The organism is Staphylococcus sp. HMSC067F07 (genome assembly GCF_001837405.1).
Classification (GTDB): Bacteria; Bacillota; Bacilli; order Staphylococcales; family Staphylococcaceae; genus Staphylococcus; species Staphylococcus capitis.
On the sequence record NZ_KV832218.1, the window covers coordinates 12,708 to 38,252 of the forward strand.

The 25,545-nt window shown below is 34.1% G+C and carries 26 protein-coding genes; all 26 read right to left on the reverse strand.

From position 1 onward, the window contains the following. Positions 1–984 (reverse strand): MazG nucleotide pyrophosphohydrolase domain-containing protein (locus HMPREF2706_RS01765; RefSeq protein WP_070862156.1); only part of this gene is annotated, 984 nt, incomplete at its 3' end. Then, positions 981–2,522 (reverse strand): polysaccharide biosynthesis protein, encoded by a 1,542-nt coding sequence (locus HMPREF2706_RS01770; RefSeq protein ID WP_049428180.1) that lies wholly within the window; start codon positions 2,520–2,522, stop codon positions 981–983. The genes HMPREF2706_RS01770 and HMPREF2706_RS01765, both read right to left, overlap by 4 nt. After that, the gene (mfd, locus tag HMPREF2706_RS01775; RefSeq protein WP_030061147.1) at positions 2,512–6,021 is read right to left on the reverse strand and encodes a transcription-repair coupling factor; all 3,510 of its coding nucleotides are present in this window, start codon (positions 6,019–6,021) and stop codon (positions 2,512–2,514) included. Before mfd ends, HMPREF2706_RS01770 begins: the two co-directional genes overlap by 11 nt. Next, positions 6,018–6,590, reverse strand: a complete 573-nt coding sequence (gene pth / locus HMPREF2706_RS01780; protein WP_002452459.1) for an aminoacyl-tRNA hydrolase — start codon at positions 6,588–6,590, stop codon at positions 6,018–6,020. The genes mfd and pth overlap by 4 nt, the downstream gene beginning before the upstream one ends. A 259-nt stretch (positions 6,591–6,849) precedes the next feature. Next, positions 6,850–7,509 (reverse strand): 50S ribosomal protein L25/general stress protein Ctc, encoded by a 660-nt coding sequence (locus HMPREF2706_RS01785; protein ID WP_002436828.1) that lies wholly within the window; start codon positions 7,507–7,509, stop codon positions 6,850–6,852. 173 nt (positions 7,510–7,682) lie between these two features. Then, entirely contained in the window at positions 7,683–8,648 is a 966-nt protein-coding gene (locus tag HMPREF2706_RS01790; RefSeq protein WP_002436814.1) for a ribose-phosphate diphosphokinase, read from the reverse strand. A 142-nt stretch (positions 8,649–8,790) separates the two neighbouring features. Continuing rightward, positions 8,791–10,146, reverse strand: coding sequence for a bifunctional UDP-N-acetylglucosamine diphosphorylase/glucosamine-1-phosphate N-acetyltransferase GlmU (glmU, locus tag HMPREF2706_RS01795; RefSeq protein WP_023350809.1), 1,356 nt, complete (start codon positions 10,144–10,146; stop codon positions 8,791–8,793). Between the two features lie 224 nt (positions 10,147–10,370). Further along, positions 10,371–10,679 carry a septation regulator SpoVG gene (gene spoVG / locus HMPREF2706_RS01800; RefSeq protein WP_001832195.1) on the reverse strand — a complete coding sequence of 103 codons (309 nt, stop codon included), beginning with the start codon at positions 10,677–10,679 and terminating at the stop codon, positions 10,371–10,373. A 68-nt stretch (positions 10,680–10,747) separates the two neighbouring features. Continuing rightward, on the reverse strand, positions 10,748–11,125 hold the full coding sequence (locus HMPREF2706_RS01805) for a RidA family protein (protein ID WP_002436792.1): 378 nt from the start codon (positions 11,123–11,125) through the stop codon (positions 10,748–10,750). Between the two features lie 20 nt (positions 11,126–11,145). Then, complete coding sequence (purR, locus tag HMPREF2706_RS01810; RefSeq protein WP_070862157.1) at positions 11,146–11,970, reverse strand: pur operon repressor; 825 nt, start codon at positions 11,968–11,970, stop codon at positions 11,146–11,148. Positions 11,971–11,984: 14 nt separating this feature from the next. Continuing rightward, positions 11,985–12,833, reverse strand: a complete 849-nt coding sequence (gene ispE, locus HMPREF2706_RS01815) for a 4-(cytidine 5'-diphospho)-2-C-methyl-D-erythritol kinase (RefSeq protein WP_002436768.1) — start codon at positions 12,831–12,833, stop codon at positions 11,985–11,987. A gap of 317 nt (positions 12,834–13,150) precedes the next feature. Continuing rightward, complete coding sequence (gene veg, locus HMPREF2706_RS01820) at positions 13,151–13,414, reverse strand: biofilm formation stimulator Veg (RefSeq protein ID WP_001832193.1); 264 nt, start codon at positions 13,412–13,414, stop codon at positions 13,151–13,153. Positions 13,415–13,513: 99 nt separating this feature from the next. Next, the gene (gene rsmA, locus HMPREF2706_RS01825; protein ID WP_002436766.1) at positions 13,514–14,404 is read right to left on the reverse strand and encodes a 16S rRNA (adenine(1518)-N(6)/adenine(1519)-N(6))-dimethyltransferase RsmA; all 891 of its coding nucleotides are present in this window, start codon (positions 14,402–14,404) and stop codon (positions 13,514–13,516) included. Further along, positions 14,405–14,956 (reverse strand): ribonuclease M5, encoded by a 552-nt coding sequence (gene rnmV, locus HMPREF2706_RS01830; protein WP_002452453.1) that lies wholly within the window; start codon positions 14,954–14,956, stop codon positions 14,405–14,407. It lies immediately after the preceding gene. A 202-nt stretch (positions 14,957–15,158) separates the two neighbouring features. Continuing rightward, positions 15,159–15,929 (reverse strand): TatD family hydrolase, encoded by a 771-nt coding sequence (locus HMPREF2706_RS01835; protein WP_070862158.1) that lies wholly within the window; start codon positions 15,927–15,929, stop codon positions 15,159–15,161. Between the two features lie 27 nt (positions 15,930–15,956). Next, entirely contained in the window at positions 15,957–17,927 is a 1,971-nt protein-coding gene (gene metG / locus HMPREF2706_RS01840; RefSeq protein ID WP_070862159.1) for a methionine--tRNA ligase, read from the reverse strand. A 214-nt stretch (positions 17,928–18,141) separates the two neighbouring features. After that, a complete protein-coding gene (gene rsmI, locus HMPREF2706_RS01845; RefSeq protein ID WP_030061105.1) occupies positions 18,142–18,981 on the reverse strand; it encodes a 16S rRNA (cytidine(1402)-2'-O)-methyltransferase in 840 nt (279 codons plus the stop codon). Between the two features lies 1 nt (position 18,982). Continuing rightward, positions 18,983–19,231 (reverse strand): GIY-YIG nuclease family protein, encoded by a 249-nt coding sequence (locus HMPREF2706_RS01850; RefSeq protein ID WP_002436834.1) that lies wholly within the window; start codon positions 19,229–19,231, stop codon positions 18,983–18,985. Then, on the reverse strand, positions 19,224–19,949 hold the full coding sequence (locus HMPREF2706_RS01855) for a tRNA1(Val) (adenine(37)-N6)-methyltransferase (RefSeq protein ID WP_030061104.1): 726 nt from the start codon (positions 19,947–19,949) through the stop codon (positions 19,224–19,226). The genes HMPREF2706_RS01850 and HMPREF2706_RS01855 overlap by 8 nt, the downstream gene beginning before the upstream one ends. Positions 19,950–20,045: 96 nt before the next feature. Further along, positions 20,046–20,393: a DNA replication initiation control protein YabA gene (yabA, locus tag HMPREF2706_RS01860; protein WP_002436812.1), complete on the reverse strand. Its 348-nt coding sequence runs from the start codon at positions 20,391–20,393 to the stop codon at positions 20,046–20,048. Positions 20,394–20,409: 16 nt separating this feature from the next. After that, complete coding sequence (locus HMPREF2706_RS01865; protein ID WP_002452448.1) at positions 20,410–21,213, reverse strand: PSP1 domain-containing protein; 804 nt, start codon at positions 21,211–21,213, stop codon at positions 20,410–20,412. 1 nt (position 21,214) lies between these two features. Further along, positions 21,215–22,141 (reverse strand): DNA polymerase III subunit, encoded by a 927-nt coding sequence (locus tag HMPREF2706_RS01870; protein ID WP_030061102.1) that lies wholly within the window; start codon positions 22,139–22,141, stop codon positions 21,215–21,217. A gap of 327 nt (positions 22,142–22,468) precedes the next feature. After that, positions 22,469–22,798, reverse strand: a complete 330-nt coding sequence (locus tag HMPREF2706_RS01875) for a cyclic-di-AMP receptor (RefSeq protein WP_002452447.1) — start codon at positions 22,796–22,798, stop codon at positions 22,469–22,471. Positions 22,799–22,825: 27 nt separating this feature from the next. Then, positions 22,826–23,443, reverse strand: a complete 618-nt coding sequence (gene tmk, locus HMPREF2706_RS01880; protein ID WP_002436838.1) for a dTMP kinase — start codon at positions 23,441–23,443, stop codon at positions 22,826–22,828. Position 23,444: 1 nt separating this feature from the next. Beyond that, entirely contained in the window at positions 23,445–24,779 is a 1,335-nt protein-coding gene (locus HMPREF2706_RS01885) for an aminotransferase class I/II-fold pyridoxal phosphate-dependent enzyme (RefSeq protein ID WP_030061098.1), read from the reverse strand. Positions 24,780–24,816: 37 nt separating this feature from the next. Beyond that, positions 24,817–25,344, reverse strand: coding sequence for a GNAT family N-acetyltransferase (locus HMPREF2706_RS01890; RefSeq protein WP_002436836.1), 528 nt, complete (start codon positions 25,342–25,344; stop codon positions 24,817–24,819). Between the last annotated feature and the right edge of the window lie 201 nt (positions 25,345–25,545).

Here is a 25,545-nt window from a genome sequence, read left to right on the forward strand (position 1 = left end):
ATGTGGGTGTCGACGTATCATTTTAGCATTGAGGCTTTCAATCACTTCTTTAATATCCATATAGCCATCTTTTTTACCAATGCTTGTATGCAGTAATACTTGCAATAAGATGTCGCCAAGCTCTTCTATCATATGCCAATCATCTTCATTGTCAATAGCTTCAAACAACTCAAATGTTTCCTCTAATAAATATCGTTTAAGCGTTTCATGAGTTTGAACTTTATCCCAGGGACAACCTTTCTCGTCATCTACAAGAACATCTATAGTTTGTACGGCATAATCAAAGTCTTGATATAGTGCTTTCTCATCTTCTACTTTTGGCACAAAGATACTAGTAAGATTATTAAATTCATTTTCATGGTGATCAATTTCATAAAGTGGACATTCAATTACATGTGAACCTCCACTATGTGCACCAGTAACAATTTTCACTTCAAAATCATCTGGGTAACGTTCCATTAAAACTAACTTTAAGTCAGCAGCCACCATTGCACTGTAGACTTGAGTAATCAATGTATGTGTGCGTACATTAAGCATTGATTCTTGAATCGCAGTACCATCTAATAGCGTAAATCCATCATTAGGATCTAAATCAACCGCTTCAAAAATGTCGTCAATAAAGCTTTTACCACCTAAAATTTCCACCTGAATATCATTATGTGATTGACTATATTCTAATAGTTGGGCAGTAGTCGTTTCAGCTACACGAGGATGTCCTGGCACAGCATACACGATATCTTCAGTTTGTGCGTGTTGAATTAATTCATTCACTATCGTTTGATAGACCTCTTCAAAACTCGAGTTCTTTTCATATATATGATCGAAACTTTCGAATTGAAGCGTTTCTTTAAGCTCTTCTATGACAGGATGATCTAGCGTTCTCGCATAAATTTTGGTTTTATTTTCCAGAAAACGATATACCCCTAGTGGCAAATCATCGATATTATAATTACCTAAACCTACAACTGTAATCGTGTGAGTCATGAACGTCGTCCTTTCTTAAAATGATAGAGTTTATCTCCAAAAGGTAAATATTTGAGTTCTTTATAGCTTAATACATTAAACATTACAACATATATGAGTAAAACACCAACACCAATGAAGGCACTCATAACTAATTCAATAAGTCCCATTACACGTCCATGGGCAGGAATGGTGAGCATGATGATTTGCACACTTATACTCATCACCACTAAACCGCCTATGAGTTTAATGATAAATAACGACATATGTCTAAAATGATAGTGTTTCAGTACTGCCACTTGTAGCACAGTTACAAATAAAATTAATGAAAGTACGGTACTTAAACTCGCACCAAAGATACTTAGCTGACTGATACACATAATATTCAAAATAGCTTTTGAGAGTATTCCAAGTACGATACCCACTAAAATAGGTCTAATGCGATTCAATACTTGTAATAATGCTATATTCATCATAATAAGTGAAACACAAACGACTGTAATCATGTAAATACTGAGTGTTCCCGTTAGACTATCGTTCTTAAAAAAGACACGATTCATGAGTGGCAAGAGATTAATTAAGCCAATTCCTGCTGCAGAACTTATCAATACCGTAATTTTAATTGAAGCATTCGCATATCGGTTCATCAGAACTTGATTGCGTTGATGAATAGCTTCAGTCAATAAAGGTATAAGTACGAAACTAAATGTTGTGGTAACAATTAACCCCATTTGAATAAAGGATGCCCCTCTATCATAAATACCTTTATATCGGATAGCTGTATCGAATGACAGACCACTCACTTGAAGCGTGTGTATAACAGTGAAGCTATCAACCACCTGCCATAAAATGACAATTAATTGGCTTAATGCATAGATGAGTATCGACATGAAGAGCTGACGCCAATCAACATGAGCGGTATTGTGCTTTAATTTTAAGGAAAATGGACGCGTCAGCACTAGATATAGCATGGAACCTAAAAATCCAATAGAAGATGCTAAAATCGCGAGTGTACCAGCCTGATAAATAGACCAACTGTGTAAAGAAAATAAAACAATCGCTACGATGATTAAACTTACTCGAATCAATTGTTCTATTACCTGGGAAATAGCTGGAATATTCATAGCTTGTTTTGTCTGATAAAAACCGCGTAAGACACCTAGTATGCCAATAAATATAAAACTAAAACTTGCCATTCTTAACATAGGTGTCAGTCTTGAATCGCCCATCCATAGCGCTAAAGGATACGCACCAATGAATATGATTGTAAATATGGCCAAGCCAACATACTGTAATCTCAACATGACCTTCGAGTATGATGCAATTGGACTATGCACACCTAATACTTGAGTGACCGCACTAGGTATTGCGTTCATAGATAGAATCATTCCTAAAGCGACAATAGGATAAATTTGTTGATAAGCATACAGACCCTGATCGCCCAAAACATTTTGGTAAGGTACGCGATAAATAGCGCTTAAGATTTTAACAATGACAAGCGCTAGCGTCAGTATCACAACACCATTGAATGCCGTTTTAGGCTTAGGCTTATGCTTCATCTTCAATCGCCATACTTTCTTCAATACATTTAACTAAGAATTTCAAACTATCTAGCCATTGCTTAGATTTAGTTAAAGTAACGCGCATCGCATTTTCTTGTACGCCTACTTTCATCGCTCTACCTAGAGGTTGCGTCTGTTTAAACAATTCTTCACCATTAATATTTTCGGTAGCTTTATTAGAGAGTGAAATTTCAACTGTTTTACCTTTATCTTTAATTAAAGTAATACCAGCATGTAAAGCGTGTACTTTGATTTCAACGATGTCTAAGAGACGTTCTACTTCGACAGGATAATCATTAAATCTATCGATTAATTCATCTTTCACATCAAATAATTGATCTTCTGTCTCAACCTTACGCAGCTTTTTATATATTTCAATTTTAGCTTGTTCATTTTGAATATATTCAGCCGGTAAGTACGCATCAAGGTTAAGTTCAACTTCCACTTCTGGTGCATCTGGCGTCTCTTCTTTAATACCACGTTTCTCATTAACGGCTTCTTCAAGCATTTGTGAATATAGGTCGAAACCGACAGAATCAATAAAGCCGTGTTGTTGTTTACCAAGTAAGTTACCCGCGCCACGAATATTAAGATCTCGCATAGCAATTTTAAATCCTGAACCTAATTCAGTAAATTCTTTAATTGCTTGTAAACGTTCTTCAGCAGTTTCATTTAGAACTTTATTCGCCGGATGTAAGAAATAAGCATAACCTATACGACTCGAACGTCCTACACGACCTCTTAATTGATACAGCTGACTAAGACCAAACCGGTCCGCTTCTTCGATAATCAATGTATTCGCGTTAGGTACATCTACGCCTGTTTCTATAATCGTTGTGGTCACGAGGATATCGTATTCATGGTTAATAAAGCTAAGCATTGTTTCCTCTAAATCACGTTCTGTCATTTGTCCATGTGCAACAGCAATATTAGCTTCTGGCATTAACATTTGAAGCTGTTCACGTTTTTCATAAATTGATTGAACTTTGTTATAAAGATAGAATACTTGGCCGTCACGAGATAACTCACGTTCTAATGCTTCTTTAATAAAATTCGTATTCTGCTCTAATACATAGGTTTGCACTGGGAAACGATTCTCAGGTGGTGTTTCAATTACGGATAAATCACGAACACCTAACATACTCATATGCAACGTTCTTGGAATTGGGGTTGCAGTTAATGTAAGCACGTCAACGTTCTTCTTAAGTGTTTTAATACGCTCTTTATGGCGCACACCAAAGCGTTGTTCTTCATCGACTATGAGTAAGCCTAAATCCTTATATTGAATATCTTTACCAAGTAGTTTGTGTGTTCCTACTACAATATCAACGTAGCCAGATTTTAAGCCTTCTTTAGTTTCACGAACCTCTTTCGTCGTACGGAAACGACTGACAAGTTGAATTTCTACAGGATAATCTTGCATACGTTCAATTAACGTTTCATAGTGCTGTTGCGCCAAAATTGTGGTTGGTACTAGGAATGCGACTTGCTTCCCTTCCATAACCGCTTTAAATGCAGCACGTACAGCTACTTCAGTCTTACCATAACCTACGTCGCCACATAATAAGCGATCCATAGGTCTTTCACGTTCCATATCACCTTTTATTTCTTCGATTGATTTACCTTGGTCTGGCGTTAATTCATAAGGGAAATCATGCTCAAAGGCTGATTGTTCTGCGGTGTCTTCCCCGTATTGGTAACCCACAGACATCTCTCGCTCTTTATACAGATCAATCAGTTCATCAGCAATATCTTCAACGCTTTGTTGAACTTTAGCTTTCGTTTTTTTCCATTCTGTACCGCCTAATTTATTCAGTCTTGGCGATTTATCCTCTGAAGCAACATACTTCTGAACTTGATCCATTTGATCCACTGGTACGAATAATTGATCTGTTCCTTTGTATTGTAATTTAATATAATCTCGATGCGTATCGCCTACTTCAAGTGTTTCAACACCTAAGTAACGACCCACACCATGATGCACGTGAACAATGTAGTCGCCAACATTCAAGTCTTGATAAGACTTGATCTTTTCAGCGTTGGATATCGTTTTGGTGCGTTTTCGCTGTTTCTTTTGCTTAGTCTTGAAAAGTTCTCTCTCCGTAATGACCACTAATTGCATGTATGGTAGTTCAAAGCCTTCTGACAAACTACCTTCCGTTACGATAGCTTGTCCGCTATCTACCTTTTCATGGATATGAGAAACAGTAGGGATGTGCATTTCATTCAACATAGACTGAATACGCTCTACTTTAGTTTCGGTCTCCACAAGCACCATGATGGTATAGTCATTATGAACATATCTTTGAAATTCAGAGCGCATGATATCGTATTGACCGTAAAATTGTTGAACAGGTTTACATGAGAATTTAATGATATGTTGCAATGGTACTTGCATTGAAGATGTAAATAACGTGAAGTATGCAACTGGTTTCTTCTCAAGTAAAGTTTCAAACCCATCATATTTCATGAAACTTTGACCGATGAATCCATTTCCACTCTCAATTAAATTACTAATAAAATCGTCAACTTCAGTAGTTAACGTTTCTTCCGTCTCTTTGACACGATTAAATTCATCTACAGCGATAACCGCATCATCTCTAAAGTAATCTATAATAGTAGAGGGTTGTTCATACATAAATGCGACTAAGCGACGTAATAATTGATGATCAAAGAAAGTAGACTCAAATAATTTAAAACTTTCATACGTCTCTTTTAAATCATTGCGTACAGATTTTTCAATTTTAGGACGTGTGTGTTCATAAGCTTCTTTCAAATGTGTTTGTAGATGCTGAATAACCTCATCAGTGATGATATAGTCGCTTGCAGTAGTAATATCTACCTCATCTAAGTTCTCATTAGAACGTTGTGTTTCAACATCGAAATCTCTAATGGAGTCGACTTCTGTATCAAATAACTCTATTCTTACCGGCGATCCTATCAATGGATATATATCGATAATGCCCCCACGTAGTGAGAATTCACCAATATGAGATACTACACTTTCTCGACGATATCCCATATTAACTAGTTTGTTAAGAAACGCCTCGACATCAATGTCTTCGCCTACTTTTAATGTCATTTGATGATTTTTCCACATATCGACTGGAGTTAGCCATTTCTTAAAGCCATTTAAAGGCACGATAAATAACCCTCGTTGGCCTTGGGCTAACGCCGTCAATGTTCGTACGCGTTCACTCATCAACTGAGGACTTTGTGTAGAAAACTCTTCAGTCATAATATCTTGAACGGGATATTTATAAACTTCTGAGCCATCAACATATTGTAATAAATCTGTTTCAATTTTATCTGCTTGATACAAATTGTTAGTTACAAGTAGTAATTGTTTCTGATCTTTTAAATATTTCTCAGCAATAATCGTTGCTTTAGCAGAAGGGGAGAGACCTGTAACTAATATATTCTCCTGTCCAAAAACGTCGTCTAATTCCTGAAAACGCTTATCTTCACTAATATAATCAGTAATTATTGATTTCAATTGACTTCACCATTATATTCATTCATTACATGATCAAATCTTGATGATTCTATGAAAGCTTCGACAGCTCTAGCAGCATGTTCAATCACTTTGTCCATAGTTACCATTTCTTCTTTAGAAAAGCGTTGTAATACGTAGTCAGGAACTGACATACCATTCGTTGGTCTCCCTACTCCAATTCGAATACGTTTAAATTGATCAGTACCAAGCATTTTAATTATAGATTTCATTCCATTGTGTCCACCCGCGCTCCCCTTTTGACGCAGACGCACTTGTCCCTGCTCTAAATCTAAATCATCATACAAAACGATTAAATCTTCAGGTTCAACATTATAATAATTCATTAACGGTGCTACCGCTTCGCCTGAAAGATTCATCATTGTCATTGGTTCTATAAATAATACTTTGTCCCCATTTAAACGCTCAATCGTGTAAGCACCTTTAAACTTTTGTTTATCGAGTGTAAATTGATTACGTTCTAATATATAATCGATAACTTCAAAACCAATATTATGTCTTGTAAGTTCGAAACGTTTACCTATGTTGCCGAGACCGACAATACACTTCATCTTATGTTACCTCCGTCATTATTCTTAATTTATCTATCAGCCGTATCAATTTGGACCGGTTTTTTTATTGAAAATGAAGGGACGAAATCATACACGTTATCGTCATATCATCCGTCCATATTTTCATATCACTTCAAATAATTAATCATTCCCTATAATAACACAAAAAGCACCATGCTTATTAGTATAAGCACAGTGCTTGTATGTCATTAATCATCTAAAGCCATCATATGAATGACAGTTAGAAAGCAAAAAGAAATTACTCTTCTTCTTTGTTTTCTTCTTCAGATTCTTTGTCGTCACCAACAACTTCAGGTTCTTCAGTAGCTGATTCACCTTCCATAGCTTCCACTTCTTCTTCAGAAGGTTCGTCTGTTGGAGGAACGACTGTTACGATTGAATCCTCTGGGTCATTTTCGATAGTGAAGTCACCAGTAATCTTAACATCAGCAACAGAGAAGCTGTCGTTGATTTGTAATTCAGAGATATCCACTTCGATTGATTCAGGGATATTTTCTGGAGTAGCTGAAACTTCTAAGTCGAATAATGGTTGTTCAACTACGCCACCTTCTTTAGCGCCTACAGCTTCACCAACTAAGTGAACTGGTACTTCTACAGTACGTTCTTCACTCATGTTGATTGCTAAGAAGTCGATATGAGTAATTTGGTTTTTTAATGGGTCAAATTGATAATCTGAAACCATTACTTTAATTGTTTTAGAACCTACGCCTAAATCAATAACACCATTACGTCCTACTTCACGGATTACTTTGATGAATTCAACTTCATCAACTTTAACTGAAGTATTTTTAGTACCGTAACCGTATACAACTGCAGGTACTTTACCTGAGTTTCTTAATTGTTTAAGGTCAGAACGAGTTTGTTTACCTTGACGGATGATTGACTTTAATGAAGCCATTCAAATTTCCACCTTTCAAATTTTGCAGTATTAACAATCTATCGACTGTTCTCATCTGCTCCTCACTTGCCCATCAACTCTATAGTTGCTTGCAAGTGTTTATTTGTCCGTAAATTCACGAACGAATGTATTATACACGTTGTTAGTTAATTCGTCAAACGCATTTGTAACCTTTAGTCAAATAATACACTTACAGATTCTCGTTCATAAACACGGATAATCGCTTTACCGATTAATCCTGCTACAGAAAGTTCTTTAGTATTAGATGGTTTTCTGCTGTCCTCTAATTGAATAGAATTTGAAACGATCAATTCTTTAATTGCAGAGTTTTCAATACGTTCTTTAGCTGGACCTGATAATACAGGGTGCGTACAACAAGCATAAACTTCTTTAGCACCTTTATCTTTAAGTGCTTGCGCGGCTAATGTAATTGTTCCAGCAGTATCGATAATATCATCAATAATAATTGCTGTGCGTCCTTCAATCTCACCAACAATATTCATGACTTCTGCTACATTTGGTTTTGGACGACGTTTATCGATAATTGCAATTGGAGTTTTTAAAATGTCTGCTAATTTACGTGCGCGTGTTACACCACCATGGTCTGGTGAAACAACAACACATTCTTCTGGATTGATATTAGGGTCATTTTCAAAATGTTGAGCAAGGATAGGTACACCCATTAAGTGGTCGATTGGGATATCGAAGAATCCTTGAATTTGAGGTGCATGTAAATCAAGAGCAATCATACGATTGGCACCTGCTGTTTCAATAAGATTTGCAACTAATTTAGCTGTAATCGGTTCACGGCTGCGCGCTTTTCTATCTTGACGTGCATAACCATAGTAAGGAACTACGATGTTAATATTAGCTGCCGAAGCACGTTTACATGCGTCAATCATAATAAGTAACTCCATTAAATGAAGGTTTACAGGATATGAAGTTGGTTGAATAATAAACACATCACAACCACGGATACTTTCTTCGATGTTAATTTGAATTTCTCCGTCACTAAAACGTTTTACTGAACATTTCCCTAGTTCAATCCCTACATGATCTGCTACTTCTTGTGCTAAAGGTTCATTACCTTTGAGCGAAAAGATCTTTAATGATGAATTCTTATATTCATTATTTAACATTTATAGTCCTCCAATTATTTACTTACACTGTTTATTATATAGAAAATAGAACTTTTTTACTATGTTACAAGTTAAATCAAAATAATTTCTATTGCTAATTCATTTCCACTTTAATCTAACAACATGTTGTTTTTTTAATTAACTATTTTTTCAAATAGCCTTCTTTATTCACTTGTCTAGCGCGCGCGATGGCTAAGCTATCTTCAGGTATATCATCTGTAATTGTTGAACCAGCTGCAATAAGGGTGTGATCATTTACTGTTACAGGGGCTATGAGGTTAGTATTACAACCAATAAACGCATCGTTACCTACAATCGTTTTAAATTTATTTACCCCATCGTAATTAACAGTTATAGAACCACAGCCAATGTTTGTTCTTTCACCAATTTCAGCATCACCAATATAGCTAAGATGTGAAACTTTTGCGCCATCTTTGAGATCTGACTTCTTAACTTCAACAAAGTTGCCAACTTTTACATCTGCGCCAAGATTTGAGCCTGGTCTTAACTGAGCAAATGGCCCAACTTTTGTTTTTTCTCCTACAACTGAATCGTTAATGACAGATTGTTTGATGTTAGCATTCGAACGAATTGTACTATTATTAATTTCAGAATATTGACCAACTAATACGTCTTCACCGATAATCGTACGGCCACCAATACGTACACCTGGTTCTATTGTTGTGTCAGCACCTATTTCTACATCAGGACCGATAAATGTTGAATCTGGGTCAATAATAGTTACGCCATTTCTCATATGGTAATGATTAATACGTTTTTGTAGAGCTTTTTCAGCCTGACTTAACATAACTCTATCGTTGACACCCATGATTTCGTCAAAATCATCTGTATGGTACACTTCTGCCTTACCACCATCGTCTAAAATAAGCGATAAAACATCAGGTAAATAATATTCACCTTGAACGTTATCATTTTTGACTTGTGCTAATTTATCAAATAGCTCTTTATTATCAAAAGCAAAAATACCAGAACTAATTTCCTTAATCGCACGTTCGTTTTCATTTGCGTCTTTTTCTTCAACAATTCGTTCTAATTGATGGTTGGAATCTCTTACAATTCGACCATATCCGTACGGTTGTTGAGTTGATGCAGATAATACAGTTACTTGTGCTTCTGTACTTTCGTGTTGGTCGATAAGTGATTCTAACGTCTTAGATGTGATTAACGGCGTATCACCACACACAACTAAAGTTGTCCCCTCTTTATCTTCCAAATGTTCATATGCCATCTTTACAGCATGTGCTGTTCCAAGTTGTTCCTCTTGAAAACTGTATAATGATTGATCGCCTAAAGTTTCTTTGACACTTTCTGCGCCGTGTCCAACGATAGTTACAATTTGATTAACTCCAGATTGTTTAACATTGTTGAGAACATGTTCAATCATTGACTTGCCAGCAACTTCATGAAGCACTTTATATTTTTTAGATTTCATTCTTGTGCCTTTACCTGCTGCCAAAATAATCGCATGTCTTTGCATGAATGCTAACCCTCCATTAAAATTTACACTTCATAATTATTATAATTTAACAACTAATAGACTTTCAACTTTTAAAAGTTTTTGTTAACTAATCGTTAATTTTTTATAAACAACTTAAATTATGTAAATATCGGGCGACAATGAGTTGTTGTCATAAAAAATGGTCAACGCTCCGACATTTGAAACGTTGACCATTTTTTATACTTTAATTTTATATTTTTTAATTAAGCTTCGTCTGATTCTTCATTGTCTGAAGTCGCATTTTTATCCGGAATGACTTCATCAGTTTCATCATATACTTTCATTACAGCATCTTGAATTTCTTGACGCATATCAGAGTTGATTGGATGCGCAATGTCGCGGAATTCACCATCTGGTGTACGTTTACTTGGCATAGCAACGAATAAACCTGAGTTTCCTTCAATTACACGTAAGTCATGGATTACAAATGCTTCATCAAGTGTAATGGAAACAAGAGCTTTCATTCTGCCATCAGTTTGTATTTTTCTAAGTCTTACATCTGTCACTTTCATGTAGTGAGCCCCCCTAGTATATCTTTATATTAATTAGAAGCTTGACAATATTTTTTAAAAGAAAATTATTATTCCTTAACTTTACCTATCAATTCAATTTCCACCTTCACGTCTTTAGGTAAACGTGCTACCTCAACACAGCTACGTGCAGGTTGGTATTTGCCGAAATAATCTCCATAGATTTCATTAATTTTTTGGAAATTATTCATATCAGAAATAAAAATTGTTGCTTTCACAACTGAATCTAAATCAGAACCAGCTTCTTGAAGTACTACAGTTAAATTTTCTAAAACTTGCTTCGTTTGTTCTTGTACATCATCGCTAACGATATTTCCATCAAGTGTTAATGGAATTTGACCTGATGTAAAGACTAAGTCATTAACTACTGTAGCATGTGAATATGGTCCTAATGCTTCTGGTGCTTTGTTTGTGTTTACTGTTTTCATGTTGTATAAATGCTCCTTTTCTAAGAAAATTTAGACAAGCTGTTGCCTGGCTCTACTTTAAATTCCTGATTATATTCATCGACATCTGATAATCTGACTAAGGAAGTATAATCTTCAATCAATCTTTGTTTAACTTCTTTTGATTCTACAAGTACTGATACCCCTTTTACGTGAGCTTTAAACTCGTTCATTAAATTCATAACTCCATTTATAGAGCCCCCAGCTCTCATAAAATCGTCTACTACGAGGACATTGGAATTCTCAGCTAAAGTACGTTTTGATAACACCATAGTTTCTATCTTTCTTGATGATCCAGAAACATAGTTAATGGAAACAGTAGAACCTTCAGTTACCTTATTGTCTTTTCTAATAACCACTACAGGTAAATTTAATACGTTTGCTACTGCATTAGCAAGCGATATACCTTTAGTGGCAATTGTCACGACAGCATCTAGTTGCTCTTCCATATAAATACTTGCAATCAACTTGCCTACTTTATTCAATAAAGTAGGGTTGCCAACTAAATCTGATAAGAATAAATAGCCTCCAGGCAACAATCGTTCTTTTTCTTGTAAATGCGTAATGACTTCGTTAACAACCTCAGTCGCTTCAGTCTTACTCATCATTGGTTTATAAGTCACACCACCACTTGCACCAGCAGTTGTAATAACCGTACCCAACTGTTCTTTTTGAAAAGTGTTTTTAATGATTTGAACATCTTCACTTATAGAAGATTTCGCTTGTTTAAATTTTTTAACGAAAAAAGTGAGGGGTATTAATTTATTCGGATGATTCATAAGGTATTGAGTCATAAACACAATACGTTCGCTTCTTTTATATCTCATTTTTTCAAACCCTTCTATCCTAATAATCTTACTAAATATACTTCGTTGCAACATCCGTTAACTGAATTATAAATGTTTTTAGCCTGTCGCTCTTTTTGAGCTAAACCATATACCGTTGGACCACTCCCGCTCATTAATGCACCATCAGCACCGCATTGTAACATGTTATCTTTCAGCTTTTTTATTTCTGGATGCATTGATATCGAAATAGGCTCTAAACGGTTAGATAAGCTCTCACATAATTGATAGTAATTGTTTGTTTTTAAAGCCTGTTTGCACATATCGTTATTTACAACATGCTTTTCGTTTAAGTTTAGTGCTTTAAATACATCTGGAGAGGATATTCCTAAATCTGGTTTAGCCAAAACTACCCATGCAGAAGGTGGTTTATCTAAAAATGTCACACATTCACCTCGACCAGTACATACTGCAGTCTTATTATAAATACAAAACGGGATATCCGTCCCAATTTGTATACCTAGTGCCGATAATTCATCTAATGATTTACCTAACTCAAACAAACGATTCATACCTCTCATCGTAGCTGCCGCATCCGCAGAACCACCAGCTAATCCAGCCGAAACTGGTATATCTTTATCAATAGTAATTGTAACGCCCTCTTTAATATTATACGTATCAACCATCAATTGCGCCGCTCTATATGCAAGGTTCTTGTGATCATTAGGCACATAATTATGTTCAATATCTACAACAATCTTTTTATCTTTGCGTTTTTGAAAAGATAATCGATCGTTTAAATCAATCGTAGTCATAATCATTTCTATTTCATGATAACCATCATCTCTTTTGAAAAGGGTATCGAGCGTAAAATTTATTTTGGCAGGTGCCGTTTCATATATCATTTTTCCGCCCTCTCTTCGAATTATTAATAAGATGATTTTAACATAAAGGTCTTAAATATTTGATAGATTACCTTCAATTTTTCGTAAAATCTTAATGAAATACATTTTAAAAAGTAATAATATACGTTTTTTGATTTTTTAAAATATAAATTTTTATATGAGCCGTATTTGAAAAGTCCTGAGTAACTATGACTCAAACTTTACGAGGACCTTATACCAAAAAAAGAGTATTGAACTTTTCGCCCAATACTCACCTTAATAAATATAATATAAAACTGTGAAGTTTAGAGTAATCAATCACTCTTATGTGTTTATAATTAGTGTGCAACTGCTTCTTGATGATTATCTTCTTCAAATGAAACTTGTACGTTCTCTGTAAGCACATCAGTGTATGTATAAGATACGCGTTCAAAGTTGTGTTTATCTTGATCTAACTCGACAATGAATACTGAAGGATATGTTTCTTTTAAAACACCTGAGCGTTCAATTGTCTTTTTGCGTCCACCATTGGCTTTAAGTACAATACGATTTCCTAAATGACAATCAATAGAATTTTTGATGTCCAAAATTGATTTTGGCATATTGCCCCACCTCGCTACAAGTTACATAATACCATATTCAGAGCGTTTTCGTCAAATAAAATTTAAATTTTATCAAGGTAAATGACCTTTGTCAACATATTAATTTTCTAATTCTGGGAATTTTTTCTTTTCCTCATATAAATTAGCAAAATCTTGTATTGTAAGCGTTTCACCACGTCGTTTTGGATCAATTTCTGCACTTTCCAACCAATTTAATATTGACGCTTTATGCTTTTTACCATCTTTAAAAAAGTTTTGGTAGTTATTATTAATTGTTTTACGTCGTTGTGCAAATGCAGCTTTAGCTAATTTAAAAAACGCTTCTTCATTATCAACTTGTACTAAAGGTTCTTCACGTTGCATCAGTTTTACTACAATAGAATCAACATTTGGAGGTGGCATAAACACCGATTTAGGCACTGTCAGAACTTTACTTGTCTCTGTATAATATTGAGCAACTATTGAAAGTGAACCATATGCTTTAGTACCTACAGTTGCATTAAGACGTTCACCAACTTCTTTTTGCATCATTACCACATAGCCATCTATAGGTATATCTTGTTGCATTAAATTTAATAATATAGGCGTAGTAATATAATAAGGTAAATTTGCCACAACCATGATTTTTTCACAATCACTTAGGTGTGTATGAACTGCTTTACTAATATTTGCTTTTAATATATCTTCATTAATAATTGTCACATTATCATATGGAGCAAGAGTATCCTCAAGAACTGGAATTAATCTTTGGTCTATTTCAAAAGACATCACTTTTTTAGCATTTTTAGCAAGCTGTTCAGTCAATGATCCCATACCAGGACCAACTTCAATTACGCCCGTAGTATCATCTATTTGACTCGCATCAATAATTTTATTAATTATATTTACATCAACTAAGAAGTTTTGGCCCAAACTTTTTTTAAAGTTAAAACCGTATTGGTCTAATAAAGCTCGCGTACGAGATGGTGTAGCTATATCTTTATGTTCCATTTATTTCTCCCTTCTTTCATCATCAAGTAATGCCTCTCTTACATCTTGTTCTGTATAACCAAATGCGTTAAGTTTCTTTAGCAATTGTTTGCCATTTGAGTGACCAATATGTAGTTTTTGTCCTAATATCTCTCTACGACGTCTTGCATCCTTACCAATAATAAGCCCTAAATCAATAAGTACACTCTTATCAATAGTTTCTTCTGCTTCTTCTAATGGAGAGCTCACATGCATTAAAGCTTCACGAATATCTTTAACGTTTGCATGCTCAATGCCAATTTTACCTCTTTTGTTTTTAGCTTTTTCTCTATCTAAGTAAGCATGTTTCACACCTGGTACATAATCACGTATTGTATGTCGAATTTTATCACCTGGGAAATCAGGGTCAGTCAGTACAATAACACCTCTAGTTTCTTGAGCGTGACGTATAACATTTAGTGTATCCTGATTGATTGCACTACCATTCGTTTCAATTGTATCGCATTCTACAGCAGTTTTAACACGTTCAGTATCATCCCTACCTTCTACAACGATAAATTCATTAATCTTCATATTTATACCTTCCAAGTCTATGACATTTAACTTTATTTTATATAAATAATTCTAATTATTAAAACATGAGCTACTTGAATCTTTAATATTACTATACCGGCACTCTTAAATTTATAAAAAATGAGAAAGATGTCTCATACTTTTAAAAGTGTGATGATATTCATCCTTTCAAAGTCGGACACCTTTCCCACTATAATTATTATTAGTTCAATTTAAATAAACGTTCTGCATTTTCAGTCGTTTGTCGACAAACTTCCTCATAGGACATATCTCGTAAATCAGCAATTTGTTGTGCAACTAAAGTCACACGTTCTGGTTCATTTCGTTTACCTCTATAAGGATGTGGAGATAAATATGGTGCATCAGTTTCACATAACAAACGATCCATAGGTACATGTTGTGCCACTTCTTTAGGCTGTTTGGCATTTTTGAAAGTAACTGGACCACCAAGAGAAACATAGAAATTCAACTTGTTTATGACAACATCCGCAATTTCAGGCGAAGCGCTAAAACTGTGCATGATGCCACCGACTTCTTCGGCATGTTCCTCCATTAAAATGTCAACACAGTCTTGAGTTGCTTCACGATTGTGAATAATTATAGGTAATTTCACACGTTTAGCTAGGGCAATTTGCTTTCTAAATACTTCTTTTTGAACATCAGCAGGAGATTTATCCCAATGATAGTCTAAGCCCATTTCTCCGATACCAATAATCTTAGGATGCTTAGACAGGCTTTCAATCCACTCTAATCGTTCGTCTGTACAATCTATAGCATCGACAGGATGCCAACCGATAATTCCATAAATAAATTCATATTTATCTATGAGTTCCATAGTGTGTTCTATAGTAGGTGTATCAAATCCTACTACGAACATTCTATCTACGCCTGCTTCTTGCGCGCGAGATATCACTTCATTTAAATCTTCATCATATTGTTCATCATTTAAATGTACATGTGTATCGATTAACATCATTATCTCTCCTATCTTTAAACAATATTATTTAATGACTGCACCGTTTGGAATTGCACTTGGTAAACTTACTAATGTCAGTACCCCATCTTTCTCTGCTGATAAAATCATACCTTCAGATTTTTGTCCCATTAATTTAGCAGGTTTTAGATTGGTAACTACAGCAACTTTTTTACCAATAATATCTTCAGGTTTATAGAATTTTGCTATTCCAGATACGATTTGACGTTGTTCGTTGTCTAAATCAATTTGAATTTTCAATAATTTATCTGATTTTTTAACATTTTCAGCATCAGTAATTGTTGCAGCTTTAATTTCAACTTTATCAAAGTCTTTAATATCAATTTGTTCTTTACTTGGCACTTCCTCTTTTTCTTCAGATTTAGGTGGTTGCATAGATTCTTTAATATAAGCTATTTCCGCTTCCGTATCTAATCTTGGGAAAATAGGTGTTGGCTTTTCAGTAACTAATATTGGTTCAGTAAGTGCACCGTAGCTTTCAAGACTTTCTAATTGCGATAATTTAGGGTCATTCATGTTAAGTTGTTTGAAAACCTCTCTTGGTGCATGTGTTAAGAATGGTTGCAGTAAAACAGCTGAAAAACGAATGTTCTCAACTAGATGTGCCATTACATTACCAAGCATGTCACGTTGATCCTCATCTTTAGCTAATACCCATGGTTGAGTTTCATCAATATATTTATTCGTACGGCTAATAAATTTCCAAACCGTTGATAATGCTACAGAGAATTGTAAACTTTCCATATTTTCATTAAAGTTTTTAACTGTTTCAAGTGCCATCGCTTCCATATCTTCATCAAGTTCATGTTTAGGACCTTGATATGCTGGTAACTCACCTTGGAAATATTTATTTATCATTGAAATTGTACGATTAACCAAGTTACCTAGGTCATTCGCTAAATCATAATTCGTGCGTTCAACGAAAGCTTCTGGAGTGAATACTCCATCTGAACCAAACGGTAACTCACGCATTAAGTAATAACGCGTAGCATCTAGACCATAGCGGTCAATTAATACATTAGGATCAACAACATTACCTTTAGATTTACTCATTTTACCGTCTTTCATTAAAATCCAACCATGCGCGAAGACTTTCTTAGGTAGCGGTAAGTCTAAAGCCATTAATAATATCGGCCAAATAATAGAGTGGAAACGTACGATTTCCTTAGCCATTAAATGGATATCTGCAGGCCAATATTTATTGAAAAGTTCTTCATCATCTGATAAATAGCCTAAAGAAGAAATATAGTTTACAAGCGCATCAATCCAAACGTATACAACATGTTTAGGATTTGATGGTACACGAACTCCCCAGTCAAATGATGTACGAGATACAGCTAAATCTTCTAATCCAGGTTTGATAAAGTTATTAATCATTTCATTTTTTCTAGATGGAGGTTGGATGAAATCTGGATTTTCATCATAAAACTCTAATAAACGATCTGTATATTTATTAATATTAAAGAAATAACTTTCTTCTTTAACAAGTTCAACTTCATGTCCGGAATCTGGACTTTTCCCCCCTACAATTTCCCCATTTTCATAAACTGGGTCAACAAGTTGTGATTCTGTATAATAAGTTTCATCAGGAACTGAATACCAACCTTCGTATTCTCCTAAATAAATATCACCTTGTTTAAGTAGGCGTTCAAACACTTTTTCAACAACTTGCTTATGACGTTCTTCAGTTGTACGAATAAAATCATCATTTGAAATTTCGAGTTTATCCCATAAACTTTTAATTCCGGCAATCATTTCATCTAAATATTCTAATTCAGTTTTACCAGCTTTTTGAGCTTTTTCGTGAATTTTTTGGCCATGTTCATCTGTACCTGTTAAATAACGAACATCATACCCTTGCATTCTTTTATAGCGCGCAATAACGTCGCCTGCGACAGTAGAGTATGCATGACCGATGTGTAAGTTCCCACTTGGATAATAAATTGGGGTAGTTATATAAAATGTATCTTTAGCCATCACTGGTCCTCCTCATTAATTACATAATAAATGATATCTAAATTTATTTTTCTTTTCAATGAAGTAGCGCACTACTATGTATCAACTTTCACATTCTCTCATCATTTGAAAATGAATTGTCATCATCTTTACTACAATACCATAAAATCGGTGTTTTATGGTGGCTTTCACGTGAATTCATCACTAATTAAATACATGTAGAACTTAATAATTTTTATTCTACATCATGATATATATTGTATACTTCTCCAGTTTTCATTCCACGATCTAGCGCTACTGACTTAATTGCTTTCTTCGGTTTTAATTGATCTCTTTCAATATAATATTCAACATGTTCTTTAATACTTAATTCCTCAAACCATGAGTGATTGACTAAAGGACGTGCGCCTTCAATTAGAATCACAAATTCACCTTTTAGTGGAATGTCACCACTTTGAATCATTTCTAGCATGTGCTCAACTGGTAAAGTCATAAGTTGCTCAAATCTTTTAGTCAGTTCTCTGCCTATAGCTATTTTTCTCATATTATCAACTTTAGCTATTGCTTTAAGTGTGTCAGTAACACGATGTGGAGATTCATATAAAATCAAAGTACTATATTGATACATTCTCTCTTGCAATACATCTAATTTTTCTTTCTCTTTTCTAGGTAAAAAGCCTAAAAATGTATATGTAAAAGAAGGAAGACCACTTGCCATTAGTGCTGTTAAACCTGCATTAGGTCCAGGGATTGTTTCTACATTTATATTCTGGTTACGTGCTTCAACAACTAACTCATATCCTGGATCACTTATAAGCGGTAACCCCGCATCTGAAACTAAAGCTATATTTAAACCAGAAATGAGTTGCTCAATTAAATACTCTGTTTGTTGTTCTTTGTTATGTTCATGGTACGATTTTAAAGGTGTTTCAATCTCGTAATGGTCACATAACTTTCGTGTCACTCTAGTATCTTCACATGCAATCATATCTACATTTTTTAATGTGTCTACCGCACGAAACGTTATATCAGCTAGATTTCCTATAGGCGTTCCTACTAAAAATAAAGTTGCCATGTTACCCCTCCTCAATCATTTTTAATTTTTTCTTTCTAGAAAATGTTTTAATTTCATACTCTCTTTTTAACGCTTCAGATTTTGTCCCATACATTTCTTGATAAACTAACTCTACCGGACGTCTTATTTTAGTATATTTAGCACCTTTACCTTCATTATGTTTTGCAACACGCGCATTCACGTCTTTCGCATAACCAGTATACAAACTGCCATCCATACATTTAACTATATAAACAAAATGTCTATCCATAATATATGCCTTTCATTTCATCACTATATGTACCATCTTGATTGTAAATATAAAAAGGTTGCTGTATATCTAGCCCTTGTTTCCCACCTTTTCGTCCCTCAACTACAATCGTTTGTGCTGATTTATTAGCTTTACTGTATACAAAAGTGAGTTTCTTAGGTTCAATTTTACCATTTCTCATTTCAGTTAAGACATCCATAAGCCTATCCGCACGATGTACGACGATAAATCGTCCACCTTCCTTAAGCAAATGCCGTGCAGCTTTAACGCAATCAGTGAAATCACACATTACCTCATGACGTGCTATTTTATGCGCTTCTTTTTGATGTTGATTCAGTTGATTCACTTTAAAATAAGGTGGATTACATGTGACTAAAGTATATTGAGAAGGTTTGAAGGCGTCATATACATTGTTCAAATCCATCAGATACATTGTAAGTCTCTCATCTAAGCTATTGTGTACAAAACTGCGACGAGCCATTTCTACTAATTGGTCTTGGATTTCAATGGCTTCTATCTTTTGATTGCACTTTGCGGCTAATAGCAAAGGTATAACTCCGTTTCCAGAACATAAGTCCATGATTCGATCGTTTTTTCTAACTTCAGTCAAATGTCCTAATAACAGTGCATCTGTTGAAAAAGAAAACACATCATCATTTTGAATAATCTCATACCCCTCTTTAATTAAACAATCTAATCTCTCATTTTCTTTAAGCATACTTTTACTCCTAAAAAAAGGATGTCATTATAGCATGATTTTCTTTTCATACATATAATACACCCTTAAATTTAATCATATCGACCTTTCAAAACATTAATCACTTAATACATTTAAACACAGTAGGCAATCTTCTCCGTGTCTGTGTTTTCCAAACAATTCGCCTTTACATATATGAAATCCTTCTCGATATAACATAGCTAAATTATCTTTACTTGGAGAAGGCGTTTTAACGTGCTTTGAATGACTTCTTTCTTCATTGTTAGATTCTGACTGCTCGTCTTTCTCCATCAATCTTTTTAGATTATCATTTTCAACTTGCAACGCCACATTCTCTTCAACAAGTTCAACAGCTAAATCTTTGAGTTCAGTCATATCGTTCGTTAATTGTCCTACATTTCGTTCAAGTCGCATTAATCTCTCGAATAATTCATTTCTATTCAAAGGTCGCTAAACCTCCTTAGTTAAACGCTTCAATTTCTTCCATTTTGTACTCTAATGGTTGTTCAAGTCCTTCTATTTTTACTTGCATTGAAATATCTAAAATATTTAAACCTATAACTTTTCCACTTCCATCAGGAGTTTGAACTAACTCACCAACATCGGGCAACTGTGCTCTTGCTTCTTCGTAATAATCATTTTCATATTTCAAACAACACATTAATCGCCCACATGCTCCTGAAATTTTAGTTGGATTTAATGATAGGTTTTGATCCTTAGCCATTTTAATAGATACAGGTTCAAAGTCACCTAAAAATGTTGAACAACAAAGCGAACGACCGCATGGCCCAATACCACCTAATAACTTCGCTTCATCTCTTACGCCAATTTGTCGTAATTCAATTCTTGTTTTTAAATTTTGTGCCAATACCTTAACTAATTTTCGAAAATCAATACGATCATCTGCAGTAAAATTGAAAATAACCTTCGACTTATCTAGTGTGTATTCACAATTTACTAAACGCATATCCAAATTTTGTTCCTTTACCACTCTCTTACAAAGTTCTAAAGCCTGTTTTGCGTCGCGCTCATTATTATAATATTGTTCTTCATCTTCTTCATTGACTACTCGAATAATTTCTTTTAAAGGTAAAGTAACATCTTCATTAGCGACATCTTTCGGCGGGAATTTTACAATACCTATTTCAATGCCTCGTTTAGACTCAACGACCACCCAATCGCCAACGTTCACATTTAGTTGGTTAGGCGCATAATATTCCAATTTCCCTGCTTTTTGAAACTGAACACCTACAACATTTGGCATCTCATCTCACACCTCTTATTACTATTTGTTCAAATACGAGTGTTGGATTAACGTTTTGGTTTAATTTCTTATGAGCTTCAGTCAGTTGGTCATACATCAGAGTCATTTGATTAAACGTTAAACTTTCCGCGTATTTTTTCATTTCCACACTCAAATCACTATATATAAAATGATTATCTATATTTACTTTTGCATGCATCATGTCTTCAAAAAAACCATTTACTGCTGCTAATGTTAACAATTGTAATTTGCGATTCTTAGCCTGTTTAAGCAAATCAATAATACCAATCATCGCCATTGGTTTATTAGATAAAATAAGTTCACACCAACGGATAACTGACTTTCTTAAAGCAGTTAAATCATATTCTTCATTCAATGCTATTGCTGTCTCAACTTGAGTTGTGTATGTACTTATCATTTCAGCAACAGGTTTAGTTAGTGATGCTTCAACCAATCGCTCAATAAACTGTTTTCTATCAATTGGCTTAAAATAAACATGTTGACACCTAGAATGTATCGTATCCAAGATTTGTTCTGGTTTAGTCGATAATAAAATCGCGATTGTATTCTCTGGTGGTTCTTCTAAAAATTTTAGTATACTATTTTCACCTTGAACAGTTAATTTTTCAAAATCTTCGATAATATACACTTTATAGCGTCCATCAATCGGCAATTGATTCATATAGTGTACGAGTCTTTCTATTTGTTCTTTCTTAATCGTGTTCTCATCAGAAGAAACATACATGAAATCAGGATGATTAAATGTATCAACTTTCAGTTCGCACTGGCTATCCTCTGCACACAAAATCAACTTAGCAAAGTTAATAGCTACATGTTTCATAGTTTGAGCATCGTCACCCTCAAATAAATAAGCGTGTGATAACTTATTTGAATGATATGCATGAGCTAACTGTTGTTGTTCATCCATGATTGACGACTCCTTCTTAATTTCTTATATAAAAAAAGACTACTCAAAAATTAGCTTGAGATTGTAGACATCTTACTTCAATCAAATTTAACAATGCGAACAGTAATCCTTTACATTAATACATATAATAACGAATTTCAATGCTATAACTCAAAGGATAAACCATGTTTTGAATGAATATGACCTCAATCCTAAGCTACATTTCAAAGCAGCCCAACATTGTAATTAAAATAATTACTATTTCATAACTGAATTGATTCCAGTACAGTCGCTATTAATCAGCTCTTCAACTTACATACACTTGATTTAACGACCATTTATTTCTATTTAAAATTGGTGAAAGGCCTCGATTGGCATAACAAATACTGTTGCTCCACCTACTTCAACTTCAACTGGATATGGAATATATGAATCAGCACTACCACCCATTGGAGTAATTGGAGAAACAAGTTGTTCTCTATTACCACAAGTGTTATCAATAACCGTTAATAGTTCTTCAACACGTTCATCATTAACACCACATAAGAATGTAGTATTACCGGCTCTTAAAAATCCGCCTGTAGTAGCCAATTTAGTTGCTCTAAAATTATTTTTTACGAGTTGGTCTGAAAGTTCTTGACTATCTTGATCTTGGACGATCGCTATAATCATCTTCATTTTATAACACCTCTTATTAATATTATATCACATATTTTTTAAATATTTGATGATAGATTGGTAAGCTTCCTCAACAACATTTTCCAAATCCTGATCCGCATTTACTTTAACAAAACGTTCAGGATCGCTATCGATGACTCTCTGATAACCTTCAATCACTTTCTCATGAAACGCCTTATCTTCCTGATCTAAACGGTTTTGATTACGTTGATTTTTAAGGATACGTTGATGTCCTACTTCAGCACTTACATCTAAATAAATAGTTAAGTCAGGATACAATCCATTTATTGCAAATTCATTTAAAGTTTTCACTTCTTCAATACCTATACCCCTTGCATATCCTTGATAAGCTAAAGAACTATCAATATATCTATCACATAGTACAATTTTATCTTTTTTTAATGCCGGGATAACTTTTTCAACAAGGTGCTCACGTCTTGAGGCTGCAAACAACATCGCCTCAGTTCGAATATCCATGTTATTTCCCTCTAATACAACTCTACGTATTTCTTCTCCTGTAGGAACTCCACCAGGTTCACGAGTTGTAATAACATCCATATCTGTAGCTAATTTTTGACTTACTTTCGATATTACAGAGGTTTTTCCTGCTCCTTCAGGCCCTTCAAACGTTATAAAAGCTGACATTTTATTCATCCTTAACTAAAAAATTTTGATCTTTCAAACCTTCAACTTTTATTCCGAGGTTTGAATAATGTTGTAATAATTTTATCATATGTGTCGTGATAACTTCTCCTCTAAACATTACTGGTATTCCAGGAGGATATGGCACAATATGCTGTGCTAAAACTTCACCTTCCGCTTGATGAATTGCTATCTCTTTTACTTTTGGAAAATGAACTGCCCTATACTCACTCGATGCTAGCATCAAATTCAATTTTTTAGGAGCATGTTCAGCTCGTTCAGGAATCTCCATTTCATTTATTGTTTTAATTAATAATTCAAACGGAAATACGTCATTTTCATGCCAAAGTGGTAATACTAGCAAAATTTGATGCTCATCAACTAATTCAACAAAAATATTATGATCTTCGAACCAACGTTGTATATCATACCCTTCAAAACCATCATAACTAACGACTAATTTAACAGCATCGTCGGGTTCCCCAATGTTGAATCCTTTCTTTTTTAATACTTTTATAAAATGTTTTCTCTTTTCAAAGAATAACTCACTTTTAAATTCATTATAGAATTCTTGAGCATATTCCAAACTAGACATAACTAAATATGAGGGACTTGAAGTTTGAAAATAAGATAAATACTCTATTACTTGTGAACGTAAAGGCGCATCTTTATGTATAAATAAAACTGAGCCCATGGTTAAAGCTGGTAACGTCTTATGATAAGACTGAACCACATAATCCGCACCATAATTCATAGACGAAATCGGAAAACCTTCGAGATCAAAATGTGCGCCATGCGCTTCATCTACTAATACTGGAATGCCATTATCATGTAATTTATTAATGAAATTTCCAATATTAAATGTTTCTCCGTAATAATTTGGATATGTACAAATACCTAGCTTATAATCCTCAATCACATCTTCTAGTATTGGTTCTACATATTGACATGTTAGGTTACTTTGATGCATAGCTGTAAAAGTAGCTTGTGCTTTTGCTAAGTCTAACCCATGGAAAACTGATTTATGAACATTTCTACTAATAAGATATCGTCCCTTTTTCTCTGAAAATGCCTGTATCACAGAGAGTATCCCTGAAGTAGTCCCATTAATAAGCAAAAATGCATCATAATCATCGTGTTTTTTAAAATGAGACATACTTTCTAAAATGATATCTTCTGGTTGATGCATATCATCAAGTCCCGTAATTTCTGTCATATCCATATTAATTTTTAGTTGATTTAAATTTCCTATAGTCATGTTCTTATGTCCTGGAACATGCATTGAAATAACTTTATTATCAATTAACTCTTCAAGTTTATTTGTTATAGGTTTTTCCATCTTATCCACTCTTTTCTATTCTCCCAATGCAACACTTCTACCTAATATGAGATAAATCATCATCATGTTGATTAACCCAATTTCTCTTTAATAATCCCATCACATAACAATCTCTATACTCTCCACGTGTATAGAAATGTTCCTTTAATGTACCTTCAATCTCGAAATTATTACTTTTATAAATGTGAACAGCTTTTTCATTTTTAATGTCTACATATAAATATACTTTATTCATATTTAATACTAAAAATGCATAATCAATTGCCATTTTGAAAGCTTTTTTAGCATAACCACGATTCGCAAATTGAGGATCTATAATAATTAAAACTTCACAAGTACGATGTATAAAATTGATTTCTAATAACTCTACTACACCGATAGATACCTCATCTTCTTCAATGATAAATCGTCGCTCAGATTCATCTAAAATATGCTTTTTATAAAGATTCTCCAATTCACTAAGTGATTGATAAGGTTCTTCAAACCAATATGACATAATTGAATATTCATTATTTAAATGATGTACGAAAGGTAAATCCGTTTCCTCTAAAGCTCTTATAATCATATTAATGCTCCTCAAAAATTTACTCATTTACTACTAGTGTATTAAAAAAGCATAAATTTCTCTAATACTTCACTAATACTAGAAAAATTTATGCTCGTTCTTTCTTTGAAATAATTGATCTTTACTCTTTTAAATCTCTTTATTTTCGCATAAAAAAAGAGACCTTGCGGTCTCGATTCGGCTCATCGCATCCATACGATT